Consider the following 16682-nt stretch of genomic DNA (forward strand, 5'->3'; position numbering starts at 1 on the left):
TGGATGGCCGCGTTCCTCGGCATCGCCGCCGGGACGGTCATCCCGCTGGTCGGCAAGGAGATCATCGACGGCCCGGTGGCGCATGGGGACCGCGGCGCGCTGCTCCCGCTCGGGCTGCTCGCGCTCGGCCTCGGCGTCGCCGAGGCCGTGCTCACCTTCGTACGCAGGTGGTCGCAGGCCGGGCCGGTGCTCGGCCTGGAGGCGGCGATCCGTGACGATCTCTACCGCCATCTGCAGCGCCTGCCGATGAGCTTCCACGACGAGTGGCAGTCCGGGCAGCTCCTGTCGCGCGCGACGACGGACCTGTCCACCATCCGTCGCTTCCTGGGCTTCGGAGTGCTGTTCCTGATCATGAACATCCTCCAGCTCACCGCGGTCGTCATCGTGCTCCTTCGGACGTACTGGCCGCTCGGCCTGCTCGTCACGGCGTCGGCCGTGCCGGTCGTGGCGCTGTCGCTGCGGTTCGAGAAGCGGTACATCCGCGTCTCCCGCCAGGTGCAGGACCAGCAGGGCGATCTGGCCACCCTGGTCGAGGAGGCGGCCGTCGGCATCCGCACGATCAAGGCGTTCGGCCGGCGCCGCCACCTGTACGGCGTGTTCGACGAGGCCGCGAGCGAGCTGCGCCGTACGGCACTGGGCAAGGTCCGGCTGTCATCACGATTCTTCACGTTCCTCGAGGTGATCCCCAACCTCACGCTGGCCATGGTGCTGCTGTTCGGCGCGGTGGCAGTGGGCGCGGGCGCCCTGACGCTCGGCACCCTCGTCGCGTTCACGACCTTCGTGCTGCAGCTCGTCTGGCCGGTCGCCTCGCTGGGCTACATCCTCGCGATGGGACAGGAGGCGATGACCGCGGCGGACCGAGTGACCGAGGTGCTGGACACCACCCCCGAAATCACCGACCCAGCGATCAGCGACCCGGCGATCACCGACACCCGCGTCGCGGGCGGGCCGTACGTCATCGAGCGGCAGGAGAAGCGGCGCCGGCGGCGATCTCGGGGGCGGGGACACCTGCGGTTCGAGGGGGTGGAGTTCCGGTTCCCCGGCGCCGACCGGTCCGTGCTGCGCGACGTCCGGCTCGAGGTGCGGCCGGGGGAGACCGTCGCCATCGTCGGGGCCACCGGCTCGGGCAAGACGACGCTGACGTCCCTGGTGCCCAGGCTCCGCGACGTGACCGGCGGCCGGGTCACCATCGACGGGCGGGACGTGCGGGATCTGTCCCTCCCGACGCTGCGTGCGATGGTCGCCACCGCCTTCGAGGAGCCCACGCTGTTCTCGATGAGCGTGCGGGAGAACGTCACGCTGGGCCGCGCCGAAGCCACCGACCGGGAGATCCGGGAGGCCCTGGAGATCACCCAGGCCGCCTTCGTCCACGACCTGCCGTGGGGGCTCGACACCCGGATCGGCGAGCAGGGCATGTCGTTGTCGGGAGGCCAGCGACAGCGCCTGGCCCTGGCCCGGGCGATCCTCGCCGGGCCACGCGTCCTCGTGCTCGACGACACCCTGTCCGCGCTCGACGTGGAGACCGAGGCGCTGGTGGAGGAGGCGCTTCGGCGGGTCCTCGCCGACGCGACCGGCCTCATCGTCGCGCACCGGGCCTCGACCGTGCTGCTAGCCGACCGGGTGGCGCTGCTCAGCGAGGGCGCCATCACCAGCGTGGGCCGGCACGCCGACCTGCTGTCGGCGGTGCCGGAGTATCGCGCGCTGCTGGCGCAGGACGCCGATCTCGACCCCGAGGGGGTCCTGCGATGAGCGACTCCTGGCGGGGCGTGGCCGCCGAAGATCAGGACCAGGTGTCCGACAGCGTGACGCTGCTGCTGCGCACGCGGTCGCGGCGGCTGCTCGCCGACCTGCTGCGGCCGCATCGGAAGCGGATCGCGCTGCTGACCGCCGTGATCGTGCTGTCCAGCGCGGCCGGCCTGGCCCTGCCGTACCTGGTGAAGGCGGGCATCGACGACGGCATCCCCCCGGTGCTGGCCGGCCGCGGTCCGGGAACGCTGCTGACGATCATCGCGCTGGTCGTCGGGGCCGCGCTCGTCCAGGCGCTCACCCGGAAGGCGTTCCTCCAGATGTCCGGCCGGATCGGGCAGGACATCCTCCTGCAACTGCGCCGACGGGTCTTCGACCACTTCCAGCGGCTGTCACTGTCCTTCCACGAGAAGTACACATCGGGCCGGGTGATCTCCCGGCTCACCTCGGATGTCGAGGCGATCGGCGAGCTGCTCGACTCGGGCTTCGACGGCCTCGTCACCGCCGTGCTCACCCTGTGCGGCACCGCCGTCATGCTGCTCGTGCTCGACGTCCGCCTCGGCCTGGTGGCGCTGCTGCCGCTGCCGGTCCTGCTGCTGTTCACCCGATGGTTCCGGCGGCAGTCGAGCGTCGCCTATCGCAGGACCCGCCAGGCCGTGGCGCTGGTCATCGTCCACTTCGTCGAGTCGATGACCGGCATCCGCGCCGTACAGGCGTTCCGCAGGGAGCCGCGCAACCAGGAGATCTTCGAACGGCTCAACGCCGACTACCGCGACGCCAACACGCGCAGCGCCCGCCTGGTCGCCGTGTTCATGCCGGGCATCAAGCTCATCGGCAACGTCACGGTGGCGGCCGTGCTGCTGTACGGCGGATGGCTCGCTCTGAACGGCACGGTGACGGTCGGGGTGCTCGCCGCGTTCCTGCTCTACCTCCGGCAGTTCTACGAGCCGATGCAGGAGATCAGTCAGTTCTACAACGCGCTGCAGTCGGCCGGCGCCGCGTTGGAGAAGCTGTCCGGCGTGCTGGAGGAGCGGCCCGAGGTCGCCGAGCCGCCGGTGCCGGTGCCGTTGCCGGCGCCGCTCGGCGGCGATCGAGGTGGGATCCGCGGCGGGGCCCGGGGCGGCCTGCGGTTCGACGCCGTCGAGTTCGGCTACGACGGCGGCCGGGCCGTACTGCCCCGGCTGGAGCTGGAGATCCCCGCCGGGCAGACCGTCGCCGTGGTCGGCACGACCGGCGCGGGCAAGACCACGCTGGCCAAGCTCATCGCCAGGTTCTACGATCCGGTGGCCGGGCGGATCCTGCTCGACGGCGTGGACCTGCGTGATCTCGACGAGGCCGAGTTGCGCCGCCACGTCGTCATGGTGACACAGGAGAACTTCCTGTTCACCGGCACGATCGCCGACAACATCAGGTTCGGGCGGCCGGATGCGCCGGCGGCGGCGGTCGTCGAAGCGGCCGAGGCCATCGGCGCGCACGCCTTCGTCTCCGCGCTTCCCGAGGGGTACGGCACGCAGGTCGGCAAGCGCGGCGGCCGGATGTCGGCGGGGCAGCGGCAACTGGTCGCGTTCGCCCGGGCGTTTCTCGCCGATCCGGCGGTGCTGATCCTCGACGAGGCCACCTCGAGCCTCGACGTGCCCAGTGAACGGCTCGTGCAGCGGGCGCTGCGCACGGTGCTGGCCGATCGCACGGCGCTGATCATCGCGCATCGGCTGTCGACGGTGGAGATCGCCGACCGGGTCCTCGTGATGGACGCCGGGCGGATCGTCGAGGACGGGCCGCCGGAGCGTCTCATCGCCCGCTCCGGCAGATTCGCCCGCCTCCACAAGGCGTGGCTCGACAGCCTCGCCTGATCAACGCCGCGACTGATCGAGGCGAAAAGTGCCCCGGGTGGGACTCGAACCCACACTGTACGGGTTTTGAATCCGCTCCCTCATGCCAATTGGGGTACCGGGGCTTCAATCCAGACTTTATATGGTCATCTGGATCCCGTCGCTTCGGAGCCTAGCGGATCGTTGATCGTCCGCACGACCCCTCGCGTGGTCCTAATCTAGCGGACATCGGTAACCTCTTGTGCGTGAGTACGCAGCGACGAGTGGTGATCGCGGAAGACGAGGCGCTGATCCGCCTCGACCTGAAGGAGATGCTCGAAGAGGACGGCTACGCCGTGGTGGGCGAGGCCGGTGACGGGGAGACCGCGGTCAAGCTGGCCACGGAGCTGCGCCCCGACCTGGTGGTCCTGGACGTGAAGATGCCGGTCCTCGACGGCATCTCGGCCGCCGAGCGGATCGTCGCCGAGCGGATCGCGCCGTGTCTGATCCTGACCGCGTTCTCCCAGCGCGACCTGGTGGAACGGGCCAGGGACGCGGGGGCGATGGCGTACCTGGTGAAGCCCTTCACCAAGGGGGACCTGGTTCCGGCGATCGAGATGGCGATCAGCCGCCATGAGGAGATCACGGCGCTGGAGAAGGAGGTCTCCACCCTCTCGGGGCGGCTGGAGACCAGGAAGCTCGTGGACCGGGCGAAGGGCCTGCTGATGGCCCAGCACGGGTGGACCGAGCCGCAGGCGTTCCGGTGGATCCAGAAGGCGTCCATGGACCGACGTATCGGTATGCGGCAGGTGGCGCAGATCGTGATCGCCGAGGCCGCGCCGCAGGAGCCCCAGCCCACATCGGAGAGCCCGCAGAGCTGACCACCCATCAGGGCCGGCCACCCCGTCAGGGCGAAAAGACATGATAAGCCGATGCATGGGGCCAGCGACCAGGGCCAAAGGAATTTTTTCTATTTCCGTTACATGTTGATTACTAAACGAAGAGGACAGACATAACAAAGCCATAACCGTGATGACCTCTGTACCGACCTGTGACTTCCCGTGGTTGTACTACCGGTCACGACCCCTCGGCTGACCGCTGGATGGGGCGGATGCGTATCCGATCCTCGGAAGGGGATCCAGCGAAAGGAAGGCAACCTTGCGATCCAAGATCGCTCGCCTTGGCGGCATTGTCGCGGTCGGTACAGCGCTGACCCTCGGTCTCGCGGCGTGTGGTAGCGGCTCCGGCGACAGCTCTGCGTCCGATGGCCAGGGCGGTGGCGACGGCGCCACCACCCTCAAGATCGGTTTCATGGGCGACCTGACCGGTGAGAACTCGGCGCTCATGATCCCGCCGTCTCAGGGCGCGCAGCTCGCGGTGGACGAGTTCAACGCGAAGTCGACCGGCGTCAAGGTCGAACTGGTGAAGTACGACAGCCAGGGCAACCCCGACCAGGCTGTCCCGCTGGCCCAGAAGGCCGTCACCGAAGACAAGATTGTGGCCATGGTGGGCCCGGGCTTCTCCGGCGAGTCGCGCAACGTGGGCCCGATCCTGGAGGAGGGCAAGATCCCGAGCGTCACGGGCTCGGCGACCAACCCCGCACTGGCCGACAACGGCTGGAAGTTCTGGCACCGCGTGGTCGCCAACGACGCCATCCAGGGCCCGGCCATCGCCGACTTCCTGGTCAAGGCCAAGTCGGCGAAGAAGGCGTTCGTCGTCGACGACGCGCAGGAGTACGGCGCCGGCCTCGCCGACGCGGTGGCCAAGGAGTTCGAGGCCCAGGGCGTCGCGGTCGAGCGTGACAAGATCGACCCGAACGGCTCGGACTACTCCTCCACCGTCACCAAGGTGAAGGCCGCCTCGCCCGATGTCATCTACTACGGCGGCTACTACGCCCAGCTCGGCCGGCTGCTCAAGCAGCTCCGTGACGGCGGCGTGACCGCGACCGTGGTCTCCGGCGACGGAGCGGTGGACAAGGAGCTCGTCAACGCCGCCGGCAAGGAGGCCGCGGAGGGTGCGGTGCTCGGCTGCCCCTGCCTCATCCCGTTCGGCTCCGACGTGCCGGAGCTGAAGGAGTTCAGCGAGAAGTACAAGGCGAAGTTCGGCGGCGACCCGCTGATCTACGCCACCGAGGGCTACGACGCGGCCACGGCCATCCTGAAGGCGATCGAGGCCGGCAACACCACCCCGGAGAAGATCAACGACTTCCTCGCGACGGTCGACTTCAAGGGCGTCTCGAAGCAGATCAAGTTCGGTCCGAACGGTGACATCGCGGCGAACGTCATCCACGTCTACCAGATCAAGGACGGCAACCTCGACTGGCTGGGCGACACCTCGCAGGCGCAGCTCGGCTGACGCGTCCGGATCGATCTGAGAACGCTGAGGAGCGGGAGCATACCGATGCTCCCGCTCCCTACCGCCCGGCGACTACCGTCGCCCCGGTTCGAAAGCGACCCCCGTGCTCAACGACTTCATCAATCAGGTCGGCCCCTCCACCGTGGGAGGCCTGGCCAGTGGCGCCATCTACGCGCTGATCGCCCTCGGTTACACGATGGTGTACGGCGTGCTGCGCCTCATCAACTTCGCACATTCCGAGATCTTCATGATCGGCGCCTTCGCCGCGCTGTTCGTGGTCCTGCACCTCGGAGTGACCACCCCCCTCACCGGGGTGGCGTTGGTCGGTGTGCTGCTCCTGCTGATGCTGGTGGCCATGGCCGCCTCGGGCGGCGCCGCCGTCGTGCTGGAACGGGTGGCCTACCGGCCGCTGCGCAGGCACGGCGCCGGTCGGCTCGCGGCGCTCATCTCCGCGATCGGCGCCTCCATCTTCCTCCAGGAGCTGTTCGCCCTCGTGATCATCCCCGAGGTGTTCGACCGCCCCTCTCAGGGACGCATCCAGGTCCCGGTGCCGCGGCTCCTCGATCGTGAGACGGTCGTCACGATCGGGAACACCGATATCCGGAACGACCACCTGATCATCGTCGGCGCCGCAGTGATCATGATGATCCTGCTCGACGTCTTCGTGAGCCGCACCAGGATCGGCCGCGGCATCCGAGCCACATCCCAGGACCCCGAGACCGCCACGCTCATGGGCGTGGACATCAACAAGGTGATCCGCACCACCTTCTTCGTGGGTGGTGCGATGGCGGGGGTGGCGGCCCTGCTGTACGCCATGGAGTTCGAGAATCTCCGCTACAACGTCGGCTTCCTGCTCGGCGTCAAGGCGTTCACCGCCGCGGTGCTCGGCGGCATCGGCAACCTCCGCGGCGCACTCCTCGGCGGACTCGCGCTCGGACTGATCGAGAACTGGGGCTCGATCTTCTTCGGCTCAGAATGGAAGGACGTCATCGCCTTCACCGTCCTCGTCCTCGTCCTCCTGTTCCGTCCCACCGGCATCCTCGGTGAATCCCTCCAGCGAGCGCGCGCATGAACGCAAACTCCAACATTCGCAGCGGCAATCCGCTGACGTCGCTCCGGCGCGCGGTCGGCGGTTTCAGCGACGGGGTGCGCGACTGGTGGGCGGCGGCGCCACGCTGGACGCGCTGGACCGTCTACGGCCTGCTGATCGCCCTGGTGATCGTCGCCCCGCACCCGGCCATCGGGTCGTTCATGTCCCCGTACTCGCACTGGCCGTCGCTGCTGTTCAGCCCGATCGGCACGTTCGTGCTGCTGGCCGTGGGCCTGAACGTGGTGGTCGGTCAGGCGGGCCTGCTCGACCTCGGCTTCGTCGCCTTCTACGCCATCGGCGCCTACACCATGGCGGTCTTCGCCACCAAGTTCGGCTGGAACTTCTGGGGAATCCTGGTAATCGCGATCTTCATGACCGCGGTGTCCGGCATCGTCCTGGGCTCGCCGACGCTGCGGCTGCGCGGAGACTACCTGGCGATCGTCACGCTGGGGTTCGGGGAGATCGTCCGGATCACCGCGCAGAACACCGACTACATCGGCGGCGCGCGCGGCATCACCAACATCCCCCACCCGCCGACGATCTTCGGGGTGGACTTCGCGCTCGATCCGCTGCCGTACTACTACCTGCTGGTGGCGGCCATCGTGCTGGTCGTGATCTTCGCCAAACGCCTGGAGCGGAGCCGGGTCGGCCGAGCCTGGGAGGCCATCCGGGAGGATGAGGACGCCGCCGAACTGATGGGCGTGCCCACCTTCCGGTTCAAGCTGCTGGCCTTCTTCGTGGGCGCCATGATCGGCGGTCTGACCGGGGCCATCTGGGCCAGCAAGGTCATCGCGATCCAGCACAACAACTTCCCGTTCATCCTGTCGGCCACCATCCTGGCGGCCGTGGTGCTGGGCGGCTCCGGCAACCTGCCCGGCGTCATCATCGGGGCATTCCTGATCGCCTGGCTTCCCGAGCGGTTCCGCGGCTTCCAGGACTACCGCATCCTCATCTTCGGCGGTGCGCTCGTGCTGATGATGGCGCTGCGTCCGGAGGGGCTGCTGCCCGCGCGCCGGCGCCGTGCCGTCTCCGGCAACGGCGGCGAATCGGGTGACACGGAACCGGGCGCCACGGAGGCCGGCGGTCAGGCGGCAGAGGAGGTGGCCAAGTGAGCGAGCCGAAGGCGTTGCTCGAGCTCAACGCCGTCACGATGCGCTTCGGCGGCGTGCAGGCCCTCGGCGGGGTCGACCTCACCATCAGGGAGGGGGAGATCTTCGCGCTGATCGGCCCGAACGGCGCGGGCAAGACGACGGTGTTCAACGTGATCACCGGTGTCTACCGGCCGACCTCCGGCGAGGTGCGCTTCGAAGGCGGGAAGATCAGCGGTCTGAAGCGATTCACGATCACCAAGCGCGGCGTCGCCCGCACCTTCCAGAACATCCGGCTGTTCCACAGCATGTCGGCGCTGGAGAACGTCCTCGTCGGCTTCGACGCGCACAACCGGACCGGCGCGGTCGGCGCCGCTCTCGGCCTGCCGTGGCACCGGCACGCCGAGCGCCGCGGGCGGGAGCGTGCGATGGAGTTGCTGGAGTTCGCCGGCATCGCGCACCGGGCGGACGAGACCGCCAAGAACCTGCCGTACGGCGACCAGCGCAGGCTGGAGATCGTGCGGGCCCTGGCGACCGACCCCAAGCTCCTGCTGCTCGACGAGCCGGCAGCCGGCATGAACCCGGCGGAGAAGATCGAACTCCAGGAGCTGATCAGGAAGATCCGTGACGCGGGCCGTACGATCCTGCTGATCGAGCACGACATGGCCCTGGTCATGGGAATCAGCGACCGCATCGCCGTGGTGGACTTCGGGCAGAAGATCGCTGAGGGTCTCCCGGCCGATGTGCAGAGCGACCCGAGGGTCATCGAGGCGTACTTGGGGGCACCCGCAGATGCTTCTTGAGATCAGGGACATCCACGTCCACTACGGCAAGATCGAGGCCCTCAAGGGGATCTCGCTCGACGTCGACGAGGGGGAGATCGTCACCCTCATCGGCGCGAACGGAGCGGGCAAGACCACCACGCTCAAGACGATCTCGGGCCTGCGTCCGCTGACGTCGGGCAGCATCGCCTTCGACGGCAAGGACATCAGCAGGCTGCCGGGTCACAAGCGGGTGCTGGTCGGCATCGGCCAGTCGCCGGAGGGCCGGGGCTGCTTCCCCGGCATGACGGTGATGGAGAACCTGCTCATGGGGGCCTACACCCGGTCAGGCGACTTCTCCAAGGACCTGGCGGAGGTCTTCGACCTGTTCCCGCGGCTGGCCGAGCGCAAGACCCAGGCGGCCGGCACCATGTCCGGCGGCGAGCAGCAGATGGTGGCCATCGGCAGGGCGCTGATGAGCAAGCCCAAGGTGCTCCTGCTGGACGAGCCGTCGATGGGCCTGGCGCCCATGCTCGTGGCTCAGATCTTCTCGATCATCAAGGAGATCAACAACCGGGGGACCACGGTCCTGCTCGTCGAGCAGAACGCCCAGCAGGCCCTCCAGATCGCCCACCGGGCGTACGTCCTGGAGACCGGCAAGGTGGTCAAGGCCGCGCCGGCCGCCGACCTGCTCGACGACCCGCAGGTCCGCGAGGCGTACCTGGGCGGCTCCCTGGGACAGCACTGACAGACCCGTACGCGACGAAGGAGAGGCCGGCCGGGGAGGCGTCCCCGGCCGGCCTCGCGCGTCAGGCGTGTGGGAAGGGGCGTGTGACGATCACGGTGACCGCCGCGCGGCCGCCCCGGAAGATCCGGGCAGCCGTCAGGGCGGCACGGGAAGAGTGGCGAGCCCGTGGAGGACCTTTGGGTCCGTACACAGCTTCCCCGGCTCCGCACGTTGTCTACTCGGTCCCCACGGGCTCTGAGGGCACCACGCTAGCGACCTGAGGGGCAGGTGTGCAAAGAAAGTCGCAAGGTCGTTCTTTTATGGAGTAAATGAGCTGAACGTCCTTTTTGGGGGTGTGGTGGGAAACAGATGGCGCGAGGATCACTCGGCGTCGCGGAGCATGCAGGTCAGGCGCGAGGTGCACACCCGCCGCCCCCGGTCGTCGGTGATCTCGATGTCGTACGTCGCGAGAGTACGGCCGCCGTGCACGAGAGTGGCCACCGCGGTGATGTGACCGGAGGTGGCCGATCGGTGGTGTGCGGCGCTGATCTCGATCCCCATCGCGATCCGCCCGGGACCCGCGTGCAGTGCGGCGCCGATGGATCCCAGTGTCTCGGCCAGCACGCAGGACGCGCCGCCGTGGAGCAGGCCGTACGGCTGGGTGTTGCCCTCGACGGGCATGCGGCCGACCACCCGTTCGGGGCTCGCCTCCAGGATCTCGATGCCCATGCGCTCGTGCAGGTGGCCCTCGCCGGCCCCGTTGAGGGCGCTGAGGAACTCCTCGGGATCGGTGACAGTCAAGGGGGGGCCTCCTCCGGGAAGAGTCCGGGTTTTATGTCGTACAGGGAGACTAGGCTGCGGGTGTGCCGAAGAGTGAAGCGACCCCCGACCGTCCGTGTCTGCTGCTCCTGGACGGGCATTCCCTTGCCTACCGCGCCTTCTACGCGCTCAAGGACGCCAATCTCATGACAACCGACGGCCAGCACACGGAGGCGGTCTACGGCTTCACCTCCATGCTGACCAACGTCCTGCGCGACGAGCGGCCGAGCCATGTCGCGGTCTGTTTCGACCGCAGCGAGCCGACCTTCCGGCACGAGGCGTACGACGGATACAAGGCGAACCGGGCGGAGACGCCGGAGGACTTCCGCGGCCAGATGCAGCTCATCTTCGAACTGCTCGACGCCCTGCGTGTGCCGCGGATGTCACTGGCGGGGTTCGAGGCCGACGACCTGATCGCGACGCTGGCCACGCGCGCAGCCGGCGAGGGCATGAACGTGCTGATCGTCACCGGCGACCGCGACGCGCTGCAGCTCGTCGACGAGCGGATCACCGTGCTGATGACCAGGCGCGGCATCAGCGACATGACGCGCTTCACGCCTGAGGCGGTCGCGGAGAAGTACGGCCTGACCCCGGTGCAGTACCCCGACTTCGCCGCGCTGCGCGGCGATCCGAGCGACAACCTTCCCAACATCCCCGGCGTGGGCGAGAAGACCGCCACCAAGTGGATCGTCGAGTACGGATCGCTCGACGAGCTGGTCAGGCGGGCCGACGAGGTGAAGGGGAAGGTCGGCGAGCGGCTGCGCGAGCACCTCGGCCAGGTGATCCACAACCGGATGCTGACCGAGCTGCGGCGGGACGTCGCGGTCGAGGCGGGCGTGGCCGATCTGACGATGGGGCAGTGGGACCGCGAGGAGGTCGACAAGCTGCTCGACGCCCTGCAGATCCGGGGTGAGCTGCGCGAACGGCTGTTCAAGACCCTCGGCGCGGCCGGCACGGCCGAGCCGGAGGCGGAGGAGGGCTTCGAGCTCGAGGTGACCGTGCTGGAGCCGGGTCAGGTGGCCGGGTGGCTGTCCGCTCTGCCTGAGCCGGTTGAGCCGGGTGGGGGCCGGGCCGGCCTCGCGTTCCGCGGCGCGTACGGCAGCGGCACCGGCCGGCTGGACGGCATCGCCATCGCCACCGCGGCCGGCGCGGCCTACGTGGACCCGACGCGGCTCACCCCCGAGGACGAGGCGGCTCTCGGCGGGTGGCTGGCCGACGAGTCGCGGCCCAAGGCCGTGCACGACGCCAAGGGGTCGCTGCTCGCGCTGTGGGCGCACGGGCAGGACCTGCGCGGTCTCACCTGTGACACAGCCCTGGCGGCCTATCTGGCGCTACCGGGACAGCGGTCGTTCCCGCTCGACGACCTGGTGCTGCGCTACCTGCGCCGGGAGTTGCGGGCGGAGTCCGCGCCGGACGGCCAGACCTCACTGTTCGACGACGTTGACGCCGGTGAGGCGCGTGATCTGGCCCTGCGTGCCCATGCCGTGCGCGACCTGGCCGACGCGCTGGAGGAGCATCTGTCGCGGCGCGGCGGCACTCGGCTGATCACCGAGGTGGAGTTGCCGCTGGTGCGGGTGCTGGCCGAGATGGAGGGGGCCGGGATCGGCGCCGACAGGCAGTACTTCGCGGCGCTGGAAGCGGAGTTCGGCGCCGCCGTGAAGCAGGCCGTCGAGGCCGCACACGAGGTCGTGGGCGAGCAGTTCAACCTGAGCTCGCCCAAGCAGCTCCAGGAGATCCTGTTCGGCAAGCTGAGCCTGCCGAAGACCAAGAAGATCAAGACGGGGTACACGACGGATGCCGACGCGCTGGCGTGGCTGGCGACGCAGACCGACAACGAGTTGCCGACGATCCTGCTCAGGCACCGCGACCAGATCAAGCTGCGCACCACGGTCGAGGGGCTGATCAAGGAGATCGCGGACGACGGGCGCATCCACACCACGTTCAACCAGATCGTCGCGGCGACCGGGCGGTTGTCGAGCGAGAAGCCGAACCTGCAGAACATCCCGATCAGGACCGTCGAGGGCCGTCGCATCCGCAGGGGCTTCACGGTGGGCGAGGGCTACGAGACGCTGCTGACGGCGGACTACAGCCAGATCGAGCTGCGGATCATGGCGCATCTTTCGGGGGACGAGGCGCTGATCGCCGCCTTCGAGTCGGGCCACGACTTCCACCAGGCGACGGCCGCGCGGGTCTTCGACCTGCCGCCCGAGGAGGTGACCGCCGATCTGCGGGCCCGCATCAAGGCGATGAACTACGGCCTGGCCTACGGGCTGTCCGACTTCGGGCTGTCCGGCCAGCTCGGCATCGCCGTGGCCGAGGCGAGGGCGCTCAAGGAGGAGTACTTCGAGGAGTTCGGCGGGGTCCGCGACTACCTGGAAGCGGTCGTGGCGCAGGCCCGCCAGGACGGCTACACCGAGACGATCCTCGGCCGCCGCCGTTACCTGCCCGACCTCACCAGCGACAACCGGCAGCGGCGTGAGATGGCGGAGCGGATGGCGCTCAACGCGCCCATCCAGGGCTCGGCGGCCGACATCATCAAGGTCGCCATGCTCAACGTACGGCGGGCGATGGCGGGAATGCGCTCGCGGATGCTGCTCCAGGTCCATGACGAGCTCGTGTTCGAGGTGGCGCCGGGAGAGCTGGCGGAGGTGACCGCGCTCGTGCGCGCGCAGATGGGCGCGGCCTATGATCTGCGGGTGCCGCTCGACGTCTCCGTCGGGGTGGGCGAGACATGGGAGGACGCGGGCCACTGACGCCCGTCTCCGGATCCCCGCTTTGTGTCCCTGGGCCGTGGAGTGCCGATCACCGACCGTAATCGCCCGGTAATCTGCCCATGTGATTTAGGTAAATTTTGGGCATTATGGTCGGATGATCGTGCGGGAAGTTGCTCGGGTCGCCGTTCTGGCCAACGTCGTGGTGGTAGTGGTGGGTCTCGTCGTGCTCATGCTGCTGCCGCGGGCCGGTTCCGGGGGCGGCGGCACCCGGACGGCGGTGGGGGTGTCGCCCACCACTACGCCGACGGCCCCCGCGGAGGCACCGCCCGGCGAGACGGCGTCGGTGACCGCGACGCCGGAATCCGCCAAGAAGGTGAAGGCCAACGAGGCCGGCCTGGTCCCGGTGATCATGTATCACCGGCTGCTGCCCAAGCGGATCGCCTCCATCGACCGCACCCCCGGCCAGCTCCGAAAGGAACTGGAGCGACTGGCCCGGAAGGACTATGTGCCGATCACGGCCGCCGAGTTCGTGTCCGGAAAGATCGACATCCCGGCGGGCTCCCACCCCGTCGTCCTCACCTTCGACGACGGCCACCCCAGCCACTTCGCGCTGGACTCCCATGGGGTGCCGAAGCGGGACACGGCCGTCGGCATCATCTACGAGGTCGCGGCGAAATACCCGAACTTCCGGCCGGTCGCCACGTTCTGGGTCAACCGCAACCCCTTCGGACTGCAGGACCGGGCCGAGCAGATCCTGGCCGTGAAGTGGCTCGTCGAGCGCGGCTTCGAGGTCGGCAACCACAGCTACGACCACCCCGACCTGCGCCGTCTGCCGACAAAGCGGGTGAGTGAGCAGATCGTGCGCCAGGACCGGCTGCTCGCCAAACTCGGCGCGGGGCCGTCCACCACGCTCGCCCTGCCGTACGGCTCCCGCCCGAGGAAGCTGAGCGCGGCGCACGACGGGAAGTGGGACGGCACGAAGTACCACTTCGACGGCGTGTTCCTCGCGGGGGCCGAGCCGGCCGTTTCGCCCTACGCGAAAAAATTCGAGCGGTACGCGATCCCCAGGATCCAGTCCAACGGAAAACACGGGGAATGCCGCCGCTGGTGCACTACCTACTGGCTCGAGTGGCTGGACGAACACCCCGAGAAGCGGTATACGTCCGATGGAGACCCCAAGAGAGTGTCGATTCCTCGCAAACTACGCGGCACGGTAGCCTCAAGCAGGGCAGGGAAGGTCGTCGCCTACTAGCGGCGTGTCCGCTTGCCTCGGATTGACCCCGCCCGCCATGTCTCATATGCTGATCGCTGCGCTGTGGGCTCGCGCGCGTCTCGGACGGAGCGGGCTCGCGCTCGGTCTTCGGTCGGCTGTGATCGCTGAACAGCCGCCGACGAACGGAAACAGGCCCGCCGCGCTTTCGTCACAACGACATCTGTCCGGTTCGGAGCAATTCCACACATGACGAGCAGCACTGAGGCCACCTCGAGCACCCCGCAGGTAGCGGTCAACGACATCGGTTCCGAGGAGGCCTTCCTCGCCGCGATCGACGAGACCATCAAGTACTTCAACGACGGCGACATCGTTGAGGGCACCGTTGTCAAGGTCGATCGAGACGAGGTCTTGCTCGACATCGGCTACAAGACCGAGGGCGTGATCCCGTCCCGCGAGCTCTCCATCAAGCATGACGTCGATCCGGCCGAGGTCGTCGAGGTCGGGGAGCACGTCGAGGCGCTGGTCCTCCAGAAGGAGGACAAGGAAGGCCGCCTGATCCTGTCCAAGAAGCGCGCCCAGTACGAGCGGGCGTGGGGCACGATCGAGAAGATCAAGGACGAGGACGGCATCGTCACCGGCACCGTCATCGAGGTCGTCAAGGGTGGTCTCATCCTCGACATCGGCCTGCGGGGCTTCCTGCCGGCGTCCCTGGTCGAGATGCGCCGCGTCCGCGACCTCCAGCCGTATGTCGGCCGTGAGCTCGAGGCCAAGATCATTGAGCTGGACAAGAACCGCAACAACGTGGTCCTGTCCCGCCGCGCCTGGCTCGAGCAGACGCAGTCCGAGGTGCGCCAGACGTTCCTCAACACCCTGCAGAAGGGCCAGGTCCGCAAGGGCGTCGTCTCCTCGATCGTCAACTTCGGCGCGTTCGTGGACCTCGGCGGCGTCGACGGTCTGGTGCACGTCTCCGAGCTGTCCTGGAAGCACATCGATCACCCCTCCGAGGTCGTCGAGGTCGGCCAGGAGGTCACGGTCGAGGTCCTGGACGTCGACATGGAGCGCGAGCGGGTCTCGCTGTCGCTCAAGGCGACGCAGGAGGACCCGTGGCAGCAGTTCGCCCGGACCCACCAGATCGGCCAGGTCGTGCCCGGCCGCGTCACCAAGCTGGTGCCGTTCGGTGCGTTCGTCCGCGTCGAGGAGGGCATCGAGGGCCTGGTGCACATCTCCGAGTTGGCCGAGCGCCACGTGGAGATCCCGGAGCAGGTCGTGACGGTCGGCGAGGAGATCTTCGTCAAGATCATCGACATCGACCTCGACCGCCGCAGGATCTCCCTGTCGCTCAAGCAGGCCAACGAGGGTGTCGGCGCCGAGGTCGAGTTCGACCCCACCCTGTACGGCATGGCGGCGACCTACGACGATCAGGGCAACTACATCTACCCCGAGGGCTTCGACGCCGAGACCGGCGAGTGGCTCGAGGGCTTCGACAAGCAGCGCGAGGAGTGGGAGCGGCAGTACGCCGAGGCCCAGGCCCGCTTCGAGGCGCACAAGTCGCAGATCGAGAAGGCCCGGCAGGAGGAGGCGGCGGCGGCCAGCCAGGCGGCCACCTCGTCCTACGGCGGCGAGACCTCGTCGCAGAGCCAGCCGAGCGGTGGCGCCCTCGCCTCGGACGAGGCACTCGCGGCCCTGCGTGAGAAGCTGGCCGGCGGCCAGAGCTGAGCCGGGAGACCGGCTCGCAGGCACCGGTTCAGAAAGCAGCACGGAAGGCCCCGCTTCGGCGGGGCCTTCCGCTGTCCGGGGCCTTTCGCGCACCGATAGGGTGACGGAGTGTTGGACATCGAGCGGGCCATGCCCGGTGACGCCGGGGAGATCCTCACCCTGCAGCGGGCCGCCTACGTGACCGAGGCCCAGCTCTACGGCGACCCGTTCCTGCCCCCGCTCGTCGAGACGGTCGAGCAGATACGCAAAGTGATCGACACCGGGGTCGTGCTGAAGGCGACGGAGGGCGCCCGGCTGATCGGATCCGTTCGCGGTCAGCTGTCCGGCCCGACGTGCCTCGTCGCACGCCTCGTCGTCGCACCGGACCGGCAGGGACGGGGGATCGGCGGCGGGCTGCTCGCCGCGCTGCACGAGACGGTCCCCGAGGCCGCCGTGTTCGACCTGTTCACCGGTCATCTCTCCGAGGGCAATCTGCGGCTGTACCGGCGCCTCGGTTACCGCGAGACCCACCGGGAGCGAGTGCAGGATCACCTGACCCTGGTGCACCTGCGTCTCAGCCGTTGACGTCGCTCCAGGTCCTCTCCGCCCACTCGATGCCGCCGCCCGCCAGGCTGCGCCGCACCGCCGGCGGATAGGCTGCGGGGC

13 protein-coding genes and 1 tRNA gene are annotated in these 16682 nt (G+C 68.7%); 12 read left to right on the forward strand and 2 right to left on the reverse strand.

Annotated elements, in window-relative coordinates:
• Positions 1-3 precede the first annotated feature (3 nt).
• Both Mth01_RS02735 and Mth01_RS02740 read left to right on the forward strand, forming a co-directional pair.
• On the forward strand, positions 4-1749 hold the full coding sequence (locus Mth01_RS02735) for an ABC transporter ATP-binding protein (protein WP_239089285.1): 1746 nt from the start codon (positions 4-6) through the stop codon (positions 1747-1749).
• Entirely contained in the window at positions 1746-3596 is a 1851-nt protein-coding gene (locus tag Mth01_RS02740; protein WP_204010564.1) for an ABC transporter ATP-binding protein, read from the forward strand. The genes Mth01_RS02735 and Mth01_RS02740 overlap by 4 nt, the downstream gene beginning before the upstream one ends.
• A 29-nt stretch (positions 3597-3625) precedes the next feature.
• Here the strand turns inward: Mth01_RS02740 and Mth01_RS02745 are convergent.
• Positions 3626-3700 (reverse strand) — tRNA-Leu (locus tag Mth01_RS02745).
• A 120-nt stretch (positions 3701-3820) separates the two neighbouring features.
• On the opposite strand from Mth01_RS02745, the gene Mth01_RS02750 reads away from it, so the two are divergent.
• The 6 genes from Mth01_RS02750 to Mth01_RS02775 all read left to right on the forward strand — a co-directional run bounded on the left by Mth01_RS02750 (position 3821) and on the right by Mth01_RS02775 (position 9596).
• Entirely contained in the window at positions 3821-4435 is a 615-nt protein-coding gene (locus Mth01_RS02750) for an ANTAR domain-containing response regulator (protein ID WP_239089286.1), read from the forward strand.
• A gap of 277 nt (positions 4436-4712) precedes the next feature.
• The gene (locus Mth01_RS02755; RefSeq protein ID WP_204010566.1) at positions 4713-5909 is read left to right on the forward strand and encodes a branched-chain amino acid ABC transporter substrate-binding protein; all 1197 of its coding nucleotides are present in this window, start codon (positions 4713-4715) and stop codon (positions 5907-5909) included.
• A 103-nt stretch (positions 5910-6012) separates the two neighbouring features.
• A complete protein-coding gene (locus tag Mth01_RS02760) occupies positions 6013-6981 on the forward strand; it encodes a branched-chain amino acid ABC transporter permease (RefSeq protein ID WP_204010569.1) in 969 nt (322 codons plus the stop codon).
• Positions 6978-8111 (forward strand): branched-chain amino acid ABC transporter permease, encoded by a 1134-nt coding sequence (locus tag Mth01_RS02765; protein WP_204010572.1) that lies wholly within the window; start codon positions 6978-6980, stop codon positions 8109-8111. Before Mth01_RS02760 ends, Mth01_RS02765 begins: the two co-directional genes overlap by 4 nt.
• Entirely contained in the window at positions 8108-8890 is a 783-nt protein-coding gene (locus Mth01_RS02770; RefSeq protein ID WP_204010575.1) for an ABC transporter ATP-binding protein, read from the forward strand. The genes Mth01_RS02765 and Mth01_RS02770 overlap by 4 nt, the downstream gene beginning before the upstream one ends.
• Complete coding sequence (locus tag Mth01_RS02775) at positions 8880-9596, forward strand: ABC transporter ATP-binding protein (RefSeq protein WP_204010578.1); 717 nt, start codon at positions 8880-8882, stop codon at positions 9594-9596. Before Mth01_RS02770 ends, Mth01_RS02775 begins: the two co-directional genes overlap by 11 nt.
• A gap of 360 nt (positions 9597-9956) precedes the next feature.
• Here the strand turns inward: Mth01_RS02775 and Mth01_RS02780 are convergent, their stop codons facing one another.
• Positions 9957-10304, reverse strand: coding sequence for a PaaI family thioesterase (locus Mth01_RS02780; protein ID WP_204010931.1), 348 nt, complete (start codon positions 10302-10304; stop codon positions 9957-9959).
• A gap of 134 nt (positions 10305-10438) precedes the next feature.
• Between Mth01_RS02780 and polA the strand changes: the two genes are divergently transcribed.
• The 4 genes from polA (at position 10439) to Mth01_RS02800 (ending at position 16601) form a co-directional block, all read left to right on the forward strand.
• A complete protein-coding gene (gene polA / locus Mth01_RS02785; RefSeq protein ID WP_204010580.1) occupies positions 10439-13147 on the forward strand; it encodes a DNA polymerase I in 2709 nt (902 codons plus the stop codon).
• Between the two features lie 115 nt (positions 13148-13262).
• Positions 13263-14360: a polysaccharide deacetylase family protein gene (locus tag Mth01_RS02790; protein ID WP_204010584.1), complete on the forward strand. Its 1098-nt coding sequence runs from the start codon at positions 13263-13265 to the stop codon at positions 14358-14360.
• Between the two features lie 207 nt (positions 14361-14567).
• Positions 14568-16037: a 30S ribosomal protein S1 gene (rpsA, locus tag Mth01_RS02795; protein WP_204010587.1), complete on the forward strand. Its 1470-nt coding sequence runs from the start codon at positions 14568-14570 to the stop codon at positions 16035-16037.
• 108 nt (positions 16038-16145) lie between these two features.
• Positions 16146-16601, forward strand: a complete 456-nt coding sequence (locus Mth01_RS02800) for a GNAT family N-acetyltransferase (RefSeq protein WP_239089287.1) — start codon at positions 16146-16148, stop codon at positions 16599-16601.
• Positions 16602-16682: the final 81 nt, after the last annotated feature.

Origin of the sequence: Sphaerimonospora thailandensis (genome assembly GCF_016863115.1) — a bacterium.
GTDB lineage: Bacteria > Actinomycetota > Actinomycetes > Streptosporangiales > Streptosporangiaceae > Sphaerimonospora > Sphaerimonospora cavernae.

Coding starts and splice junctions, on each gene's coding strand:
- Mth01_RS02765 (WP_204010572.1), top strand. CDS start 6,978: ATGAACGCAAACTCCAACATTCGCAGCGGCAATCCGCTGACGTCGCTC.
- rpsA (WP_204010587.1), top strand. CDS start 14,568: ATGACGAGCAGCACTGAGGCCACCTCGAGCACCCCGCAGGTAGCGGTC.
- Mth01_RS02790 (WP_204010584.1), top strand. CDS start 13,263: ATGATCGTGCGGGAAGTTGCTCGGGTCGCCGTTCTGGCCAACGTCGTG.
- Mth01_RS02775 (WP_204010578.1), top strand. CDS start 8,880: ATGCTTCTTGAGATCAGGGACATCCACGTCCACTACGGCAAGATCGAG.
- Mth01_RS02780 (WP_204010931.1), bottom strand. CDS start 10,304: ATGGGCATCGAGATCCTGGAGGCGAGCCCCGAACGGGTGGTCGGCCGC.
- Mth01_RS02735 (WP_239089285.1), top strand. CDS start 4: ATGGCCGCGTTCCTCGGCATCGCCGCCGGGACGGTCATCCCGCTGGTC.
- Mth01_RS02740 (WP_204010564.1), top strand. CDS start 1,746: ATGAGCGACTCCTGGCGGGGCGTGGCCGCCGAAGATCAGGACCAGGTG.